At 76.8% G+C, this 8942-nt stretch carries 8 protein-coding genes and 1 pseudogene; 5 read left to right on the top strand and 4 right to left on the bottom strand.

The window, feature by feature from the left end; genetic code table 11:
* A pseudogene (locus ACWEO5_RS14140) lies at positions 1 to 642 on the top strand (MFS transporter); the annotation flags it as partial.
* Positions 643 to 649: 7 nt separating this feature from the next.
* Here the strand turns inward: ACWEO5_RS14140 and ACWEO5_RS14135 are convergent.
* Complete coding sequence (locus ACWEO5_RS14135) at positions 650 to 1726, bottom strand: TetR/AcrR family transcriptional regulator C-terminal domain-containing protein (protein ID WP_452162660.1); 1077 nt, start codon at positions 1724 to 1726, stop codon at positions 650 to 652.
* Between the two features lie 200 nt (positions 1727 to 1926).
* On the opposite strand from ACWEO5_RS14135, the gene ACWEO5_RS14130 reads away from it, so the two are divergent.
* Positions 1927 to 2751 (top strand): class I SAM-dependent methyltransferase, encoded by an 825-nt coding sequence (locus ACWEO5_RS14130; protein WP_452162659.1) that lies wholly within the window; start codon positions 1927 to 1929, stop codon positions 2749 to 2751.
* A gap of 424 nt (positions 2752 to 3175) precedes the next feature.
* Entirely contained in the window at positions 3176 to 4630 is a 1455-nt protein-coding gene (locus ACWEO5_RS14125) for a glycoside hydrolase family 6 protein (RefSeq protein ID WP_452162658.1), read from the top strand.
* A 91-nt stretch (positions 4631 to 4721) separates the two neighbouring features.
* Here the strand turns inward: ACWEO5_RS14125 and ACWEO5_RS14120 are convergent, their stop codons facing one another.
* From ACWEO5_RS14120 to ACWEO5_RS14110, 3 genes are read right to left on the bottom strand one after another with little or no spacing between them, the layout of a single operon-like run.
* Complete coding sequence (locus tag ACWEO5_RS14120) at positions 4722 to 5108, bottom strand: hypothetical protein (protein WP_452162657.1); 387 nt, start codon at positions 5106 to 5108, stop codon at positions 4722 to 4724.
* Positions 5105 to 5713, bottom strand: coding sequence for a hypothetical protein (locus ACWEO5_RS14115; RefSeq protein WP_452162656.1), 609 nt, complete (start codon positions 5711 to 5713; stop codon positions 5105 to 5107). Before ACWEO5_RS14115 ends, ACWEO5_RS14120 begins: the two co-directional genes overlap by 4 nt.
* Positions 5714 to 5760: 47 nt before the next feature.
* Positions 5761 to 7146: an APC family permease gene (locus ACWEO5_RS14110; protein ID WP_452162655.1), complete on the bottom strand. Its 1386-nt coding sequence runs from the start codon at positions 7144 to 7146 to the stop codon at positions 5761 to 5763.
* A gap of 280 nt (positions 7147 to 7426) precedes the next feature.
* Here ACWEO5_RS14110 and ACWEO5_RS14105 point away from each other — a divergent pair, with 280 nt between their 5' ends.
* Together ACWEO5_RS14105 and ACWEO5_RS14100 are read left to right on the top strand one after the other, a co-directional pair.
* A complete protein-coding gene (locus ACWEO5_RS14105; RefSeq protein ID WP_452162654.1) occupies positions 7427 to 7924 on the top strand; it encodes an Lrp/AsnC family transcriptional regulator in 498 nt (165 codons plus the stop codon).
* A gap of 332 nt (positions 7925 to 8256) precedes the next feature.
* The gene (locus ACWEO5_RS14100) at positions 8257 to 8796 is read left to right on the top strand and encodes a gamma carbonic anhydrase family protein (RefSeq protein WP_452162653.1); all 540 of its coding nucleotides are present in this window, start codon (positions 8257 to 8259) and stop codon (positions 8794 to 8796) included.
* Positions 8797 to 8942 lie beyond the last annotated feature (146 nt).

The raw sequence follows: 8942 nt of genomic DNA, 5'->3' as shown, positions 1-8942 counted from the left end.
GTCCTGACCGCCCTGCTGCCACCGGTCGCACCCCTCGGCGGGCCGCCGCCCGGCCGGCTGCGCCGGGACCTGGCGGAGGGGCTGCGGACGGTGTGGCGGCGGCGCGAACTGCGGGCCGTCACCGCCGCCACCTGCCTGGCCTTCCTCGGTCTCGGCGGGCTGACCGGCACCGGCGTCCTGTTCGCCGCGCGGTCGGGGCAGGGGTCGGCGGGCGGCCTCCTGCTGACCGCGTTCGCGCTGGGCGCGCTGGCCGGGACGCTGCTGCTCACCCGGCCGTGGGCGCGGACGGCGCCGCGACGGCTGGCCCTGGCCGGCCTGGTGGGAACGGGCGCCGGGCTCGCGGTGGCGGCGGCGGTGCCGGTGCTGCCGGTGGCGGTCGGCTGCTTCGCGGTGGCGGGCGCGTGCGACGGCCTCGTCCTGACGGCGACGCTGCGGATCCGGACCGCCCACTCCCCGCCGCACCGGCTGGCGCAGGTGTTCACGCTGGGGGCCGGGCTGAAGGTGTCCGCCGCCGCGGCCGGCGCCGCCCTCGCCGCGGCGGCCACCGTCCACTCCGCGCCCCGCTACCTGCTCGGCATCGCCGCGCTGCAACTGGCGGCCGCCCTGCTGTACGCCGCGCTCGGGCGCGGCGCCCGGGACTGACCCGGCGTCAGGGGGCGGCCGGGCGGAAGGACGGCGGGACGAGGCCGCCGACCGCGAAGGGATCGACGGTGCCGCCGGGGCGGACCGCTTCGAGGACGAACTCCGGGACGGTCAAGTCGAAGCGGTGCCGATCGGCGCTCTCGCCCAGGGCGAGCACCGGCCAGGTGTCCGGGTCCGCCGAGTCGGGGAGCCAGAAGAAGGCGTCGCCGTGGCAGGTGCCGCCCCACGGGACCGGGCCGCCCGGTTCGCCGGGCGGCGGGTAGGGGTGCAGCAGGTCGGCGGCACCGGGGAAGAGCCAGGCGGCCGACTCGCGGGCGAGGGAGTGGGCGGCCCGTTCGTCGCCGGGGCCGGCGAGGAACAGGTACTGGCTGAACTCGCCGGGGCCGAAGGTCTCCGCCAGTTCCTTGAAGGAGGCGGGGACGGGCAGGCCGAGGCGCCGTTCGACGGGGAGCCGGTCGGTGGCGGCCCGGAGGCGGGTCCAGCGGGTCAGGGCGGCGAGTTCCGCCACGGCGGGGGTCACCGGGCGGGAGCCCCGGCGCGCCGGTCGATCAGGGCGGCGAGGCCGTCGAGGATGCGGGCGAGGCCGAAGTCGAAGGCGTTGTCGCGGCCGCCGGGGGGGTTCGGCGAGGGCGGCGGCCAGGGCCGGGTAGCGGGCGGCGTGGGTGCGGATCAACGGGACCAGGGCGTGCAGGAGTTCGGCCTCGGGGGAGCCGGTGGCGGACTGGCGGTGCTGGGCGGCGATGGTGCGGGCGTGGCCGATCAGCAGGACGGCGGCGTCCATGCGTTCGGCGCCGGTCAGGCCCTGGCCGTCGAGGGCGGACACCACGCTCTCCAGCCAGGCGAGTTCGCGCGGCCCGGTGGCGCGCGGTGCGGCGAGGGCGTCCAGCAGCCAGGGGTGGGCGGTCAGGACGGCGGCCATCCGGTGCGTCCACTCGGTGAGCCGCTCGCGCCAGGGGGCGCCGCTCGGGGGCGGGGGGTCGCCCGCGGTGTGCTCGATCATCAGGGCGACCAGTTCGGCCTTGCCCGGCACGTCGCGGTACAGCGCCATCTTGGTGTGGCCGAGCAGCCCCGCGACCCGCTGCATGGAGAACGCGGCCAGGCCCTCGGCGTCCGCGACCTCGATCCCGGCGCGGGCGGCCCGGCAGGCACGGCTGGCCTCCGAGCCGCCACTGGTCTGAGCCCGCCGTCGGTCGGGGCCCGGACCGACGGCGGGGCCCCGGGCGGGCGGTCGATCGCGGTGGGAACCGCGGCAGTTGCGGGCGGGGCGCGGCGTAGCGTGGGGGGATGACCACCGACACGGCAGCGCAAGAGGCATTCCTGCGGGCGTTCCACGCCGAGCGCCCGGCGGTGACCGGCGAGGCGTTCGGGCCGGGGCGGTCGCCGGACGGCCGCTCCAGCTACCAGTTGCTGTGCGACCGGCTCGCGGGGCGCGCGAGCGTCCTGGACCTCGGGTGCGGGGACGGCCTGCTGCTGGAACTGCTGGCCGGACAGCGGGGACGGCGGCTCGCCGGGATCGACCTGTCGCCGCAGGCCGTGGCACTGGCCCGGCGGCGGCCGGCCCTCGCCGGGGCGCGGCTGGAGGTCGGCCGGGCCCAGCGGCTTCCGTTCGCCGACGGCTCCTTCGACGCCTGCGCGTCCCACCTGGCGCTGATGCTGATGGGGGACGCCGAGCAGGTCGTCGCCGAGGTGGCCCGGGTGCTGGCCCCGGGCGGGGTGCTGGCCTGCGTGCTGGGCGGCGGGGCGGTCGGCGGCGAGGCGTACGAGCGGTTCGTCGCCCTGCTGCGGCGCTCGCTCGGCACCCTGCCCGCCGAGCGGCGGATCCCGGCGCTGGGCGACCGGCGCACCCGCAGCCGGGCCGGGCTGGACGGGCTCCTCGCCCCGGCGGGCTTCGCGGCGGTCGACTGGGAGACCGTCCCGATCGACCTGAGCGGCCCGGCGGACCGGGTGTGGGCCGCCCTCTCCGGCCTCTACGACCTCGGCCCGCTCGACCCGGCGGCCGTGGAACGCCTGCACGGGGACTTCCTCGCGGAGGTGCGCGACCTGACGACGCCGCAGGGGACCGTCCCCTGCGGGTTCAAGGTGCACCTCGCCACCGCGCGGCTGGGCTGAACCGGGCCCCGGTCGCCCGGCCGCCCCGGCCGCGCCGTCCGTCGCGGCTCCCGCCGTCCCGGAACCGCCCACCGCCGCTCCCAGGCCCCGGAGCCGCCCCCGGAGCCGTCCCGGAGTCGTTCCCGGGCGTGAAAGTTTCGCGGTCGCGGCGGGTTTTCCGGCCCCGCTCCGAAGTGGGACGAAACGTGTGCGAAGGGCCCGTTCGACAGTGCTTCGACTGGGCGAAAGGCCGTCAGGGACGCTCGGCGGGACGGGAGTTCGCCGCACAGGTGCTCTGCCGCCCGGGCGGGTCGGGCCGCTAGCATCGGCCGCGGTCCGCTGCGGGAGCGCTCCCACGCTCCGGCTCCCGCATCGTTCCCGGTCAGCATGCCCCCACCCTGATGCCGACCGCCTCTCCCACCCGAGAGCACCCCCGGAGGACACCGTGCACACCCCCGACCCCCACCGGCGCGCCGCCGTTCCGCCCGCCCGGCCGACCCGTCGCGCCGCCGCCCTCGCCCTCGCCGCCGTGACCGCCGCCGTCGGCCTGGTGGCCGCCACCCAGTCCGGCGCCGACGCGGCCGTGCAGGGCAGCCTCGCCGCCGACACCCAGTTCTACAAGGACCCGACCTCCCAGGCCGTCAAGTGGGCGGCCGCCAACCCCGGTGACTACCGGGCGCCGGTCATCTCCAAGCGGATCGCCAGCCAGGCGCAGGGCATCTGGATCGCCAACTACCGCCCCGACACCGTCACCTCCGACGTCCGCACGATCACCTCCGCCGCCGCCCAGTCCGGCCAGGTGCCGGTGCTGGTGGCCTACATGATCCCCAACCGGGACTGCGGCGGGGCCTCCGCCGGCGGCGCCCCCGACCTCGCCTCGTACGATGCCTGGGTCGGCAAGTTCGCGGCCGGACTGGGCAGTTCGCGCAGCGTCGTGGTGCTGGAGCCCGACTCGGTCGCGCTCACCACCTGCCTCAGCGCCCAGCAGCAGAACGACCGGTTCGCCTCGCTGGCCCGCGCCGTCAACACCATCCACGCCGCCAACCCGAACGCCAAGGTCTACCTCGACGGCGGCCACTCCACCTGGAACTCCCCCTCCGAGCAGGCCAACCGGCTGCGCAGCGCGGGCGTGCTCAACTCGGACGGCTTCTTCACCAACGTCTCCAACTTCAACACCACCTCCAACGAGACCTCGTTCGCCCACAACCTGCTGGGCGCCCTCGGCAACCCCGGCAACCTGCACGCCGTCATCGACACCAGCCGCAACGGCAACGGCCCGTCTGGCAGCGTCTGGTGCGACCCGTCCGGCCGCAAGATCGGCAACTACCCGACCGCCGCGACCAACGACAGCGCGATCGACGCCTTCCTGTGGATCAAGCCCCCGGGCGAGGCCGACGGCTGCGCCGCCGCGGCGGGTACCTTCGTCCCCGACATCGCCTACCAGCTGGCGCAGAACGCGGCCGACCCGAGCACGCCCGCCCCGTCCTCGCAGCCGCCCACCTCGCAGCCGCCGACGTCCCAGCCCCCGACCTCGCAGCCGCCGACCTCGCAGCCCCCGACGTCCCAGCCGCCGGCCGGGAACGCGTCCTGCTCGGTCGCGTACCGGGCCAACTCCTGGGCGGGCGGCTTCACCGCGGACATCACGGTGAAGAACACCGGCAGCACCGCCCTCAACGGCTGGAAGCTGGCCTGGACGTTCCCCGGTGACCAGAAGATCACCAGCGCCTGGAACGCCACCGTCGTCCAGAGCGGCGCCGCCGTCACCGCCACCGACCTCGGCTACAACGGCGCCCTGGCGGCCGGCGGCTCCACCAGCTTCGGCGTGCAGGCCACCTACGGGTCGAACAACACCACCCCGAGCGCCTTCACGCTGAACGGCACCGCCTGCACCACCTCCTGAGCCATCCTCCCCAGCCCCGCCGGCCACCCCCCACCCGTGGGCCGGCGGGGCACCCCTTTTCCGGCCCGCGTCGACCGACCACGCGGGACGGTCACGGGCGGAGTTGGACGGCCGTCACCATCACGTAGCCGACCAGCAGTCCGAACAGGCACACCGCCGTGACGTACCGGGGTGTGAACGGCAGTCCCGCGAGTGACGGGTAGAGCAGGACGGCGCCGCCCGCGGCCAGGTCCGCGATGTACAGGCCGGGGGGCGGGGTGATGCCGGTGCTGTGGGCGGCCCAGCCGGTGGCGATCAGGAAGCCCGTCAGCAGGGTGAAGCCGGACAGCAGGCCGGAGCCGATCGCCCCGAGGGTGGGGTGCGGTTCCGGGAAGGGCTCACCCTCCGGGACCTCGGGGCGCACGCGGTGCGCCACCGCGAGTGCGCCCACGGCGAGGACCATGGCCCCGAGGGCGCCGAGCAACGGAGCGGGATTCAACGGCTCCTCCTGGAGAACGTGAAGTGCTGCCCGGCGAGGGCCGCGAGCGCGGCCGGCAGCAGGACGGTGACGAGCAGGACGCTCGCCCAGACCGATGGTTCGAGCGGGCCGGGCCCGGCGGCCGGGGTGTCCGGCGGCGGCACGGCGACCAGCGTCGAGGGCGAGGCGGTCGGGGTCGGTGCGGGTGTCGGCGTGGGGGCGAGGGTGGGCGTCGGGGTCGGCGCCGCTGTCGCTACCGGGACGGGAGCGGGGGGCGGCACGCTGGAGGCCCGGACGGTCGGGGTCGGGATCGGGGAGTGGAGTTGGGCCGGGGGCTGGGTCTGCTGGGCGGCGGGCGGGGGCTGCGTCGGGGTGGGGGACGGTGCGGGGGCGGGGGTCGGGGTCGGGTGGGCAGTGGGTGTCGGGGTCGGAGTCGGGGATGGCGCGGGGGTGGGAGTAGGCGTGGGGGTGGGGTGCGGGGTGTGGCAGTGCCAGTTCCAGTGCCAGGGCGGGTGGTGCGGCAGTGGCAGTGGGCAGAGCGGGGGGAGCGGCGGGAGCGGTGGCAGGTCGGGGAGCGGGGGCAGGGTGGGCAGCGGCGGGAGGTGATCGTCCCGGGTGTGGTCCATTGCCCGATCATCGGACCGTCCCCTTGGGGCGCGGTAGTCGTTCGCGGTCAAACCCCACCGGCCGGTGAACCCTCCCGAGCTGCGGCGGAACGTCCGGACGGAGACCGGTCGTCCGTTCGACCGAGGGTGGCTGCGGTGAGCGCCACCGCGGCGGCGAGCAGCACCGGCCACCCGGTGCCGAGCAGCAGCGCCAGCACCGCCGGGCAGCTCACGGCGGCGGCCAGGCGCGGCATGCCGTCCAGGACGCGGACCGCCGCGGCCGTGCAGGTCAGGTAGACGGCGAGGAACAGCGCCGTGGGCACGGCCACCAGTTGAGCGGTGGTCAGCAGACCCGTCCCGACCAGGGCGAACAGCGGGCCGCCGGTGAGCACGGTGGCCGCGACCACCGCGAGCGAGCCGCGCCGACCGGACGCCGGGCCGGGTGTCGCGCCGGACGCCGGATGGGTGGTCGGGCCGGATGCCGGGCCGGTGGTCGCGTCGGGCGTCGGGCCGGGTGTCGGGCCGGGCGGGAGCAGGGCGTCCAGCAGGGCGGCCGCGCCCGTCAGGTAGGTGTTGGTGGCGGCCAGGGTGAGGACCACCGCCGCGCCGGCGGCCAGCAGCGGGCCCCGGGAGCCGAGGGCGGCGCGCATCAGGTCGGCCAGCGGGACGGGGCCGCCCGCGTCCGGGCCGAGCACGGCCACCGTCGCGGCGGCCAGGCCCAGGCAGAGCAGCGAGGTCACGGCGAAGGCGATCAGCACCACCCGGCGCAGTTGGCGGCGCGGGTCGCGCAGCCGGGTGGTCAGCGAGGCGGCCGCCTCCCAGCCGACGAAGGCGAACATCAGCGGCGGTGCGGCCCGCGCGACGCCCGCCCAGCCGTGCGGCAGGAACGGCGTCCAGTGCGCGGCCCGGGCGGCCGGGGCCGACCCCAGCACCGCCAGCAGCACCAGGCCCACCAGCCCGGACACCAGGGCCAGTTGGAGCCCGGCGCCGGTCCGCACGCCGAGCAGCCGTACGCCCAGCACCAGCGCCAGCAGCACCAGCCCGGCCCGGACGGCCGTGCCCCCGTCGGCACCGACGGCCGCCGCCGCGTAGCTCCCGCCGATCAGGCAGACCACCGGCGCGCCCGCCACCACGCCCGCCAGGAAGCACCACCCGGCGGCCCGGCCCGCCCGGGCGCCCAGCCCCGCGGCCGTGTACCCGGCGACCCCGCCGGAGGAGCCCAGCCGGGTGCCGAGCGCGCAGAACACCGTGGCGATCAGACCGGACAGCCCCAGCAGCGCCAGCCAGGCCAGCAGCGAGGCCGGACCCGCCGCGCGCGCCGCCAGCCCCGGGAGCAGCAGCAGGCTCGGGCCGAGCAGCGCGCCGACGTACAGCGCGGACGCCCCGGCGGTGGAGAGCGGGCCGGGGGAGGCGGACGGGGAACGGGGGAGGGAGGTGGTCGTGGTGTCGGTCATGCCCCGATCCTGGCCCGGACCGCGCGGCACCCGCTGGCGAAAACCGCTCCGCGACGGGGCCCCGGCGGTGGATCCTGCCGCGGCAGGGCGGTCCGGCGGCAGAAGGTGCCGAGGGGCCGGGAGGGGAGGACGGTCGAGTCGGGTCGCTGGTGGATCCTGCCGGGGGTTCGCGGGCCCGCGTGGTCGATCGTGCCGCGCAATGGCGCCCCGGCGGCAGGCCGTGCCGGAAACGGGAGGGAACGGGAACGATTGCGCCGACACCACCGCTAGGGTGCACGGCATGTCATCGAACCCGCAGTACGACCGCATCGACCGCGCGATCCTGGCCCACCTCCAGCGCCACGGCCGGACCCCCAACGTCGACCTCGCCGAGGCCGTCCGGCTCTCGCCCTCCTCCGCGCTGCGCCGCACCAAGGCGCTGGAGGCGGACGGGGTGATCGCCGGGTACCGGGCCGAACTCGACCGGGACCGGGTCGGGTTGGGGCTGACGGTGTTCGTCGCGCTGCGGGTCGAGCAGCACTCGCGGGAGACCTCCCGGCAGATCGAGGAGGCGCTGTGCGCGATCCCCGCCGTGGTCGCCTGCCACGTGGTCTCCGGCGAGGCCGACTTCCTGGTGGAGATCACCGTCCCCGACCTGGCCAGCTACGAGCAGGTGCTGCTGGACGAGATCCTCGCCGTCGGCCCGGTCCGCGACGCCCGCTCCACCTTCGCCATCCGCACCGTCCGCTCCCGCGGCCCGCTCCCGCTCGACCACTGGCCGCCCCGGCACGGCAGGTGACCGGCACCCCGCCCCGCCGTCCGGCAGCCGCCGGATCAGGGTGCAGGTGCTGTTCGCGGGGACGGTCGCCGCGCTGATCGGGTTCAGTCTGCTCCTCGTCCTCGTCCTCGTCCTCGTCCTCGACCGGCCGTTCACCGGCGACCTGTGCGTCTTCTCCGGCACCGTTCAAGGAGGGCGCGCCGGCCGTCTTCTGGCCCTGATCCGGTCAGGGTGCGCGGGGGACGGCCGACGGAGGGGACGCTGGCTCGGTTACCCTCCGGTAGGCAAGACTGGCCCCGGGTGCGGCACCCGCCGCCCCGTCAGCCCGCCCTTCCCGCACCGGAGGTGCCCCCGTGGCCGCCGAACCCCTGATCGCCGCCGTCGGCGGACTGAGCCCGCAGGTCGACCCCGGGGCGTTCGTCGCGCCCGGCGCGGTGGTGGTCGGCGCCGTCACCGTCGCCGCCGGGGCGAGCATCTGGTACGGCGCCGTGCTGCGCGGCGACGCCGAGCGGATCACCGTCGGCGCCGGCACCAACGTCCAGGACAACTGCACCGTCCACGCCGACCCGACCTTCCCCGCCGTCCTCGGCGAACGGATCTCGGTCGGCCACAACGCCGTCCTGCACGGCTGCACGATCGAGGACGACGTGCTGGTCGGGATGAGCGCCACCGTCCTCAACGGCGCCCGGATCGGCGCGGGTTCGCTGGTCGCGGCGGGCGCCGTCGTCCCGCAGGGCATGCAGGTGCCGCCCGGCTCCCTGGTCGCCGGCGTCCCCGCCAAGGTGAAGCGGGAGCTCACCGAGGAGGAGCGGGCCGGGATCCGCGCCAACGGCGAGGGCTACCGACTGCTCGCCGCCGCCCACGCGAAGGACGTGCCCGGGGCGCACGGCTGACGGCGGCGCGGAAAGCGGGCGCCGACTCCGGCGCGCGGCCGTCCCGTTCGGACCGCGCGGACTGCTCAAGCGCGGCCGCGCACCGGAGGCCGGCGGCCGACCGCGACGGATTCCGTCGAGCGGCGGACCACCCCGCCCGGCTACGG

This window comes from Kitasatospora sp. NPDC004272, assembly GCF_053603035.1.
The sequence above is the reverse complement of the archived record's forward strand: the minus strand, read 5'-3'. Positions and strand labels throughout refer to the sequence as shown.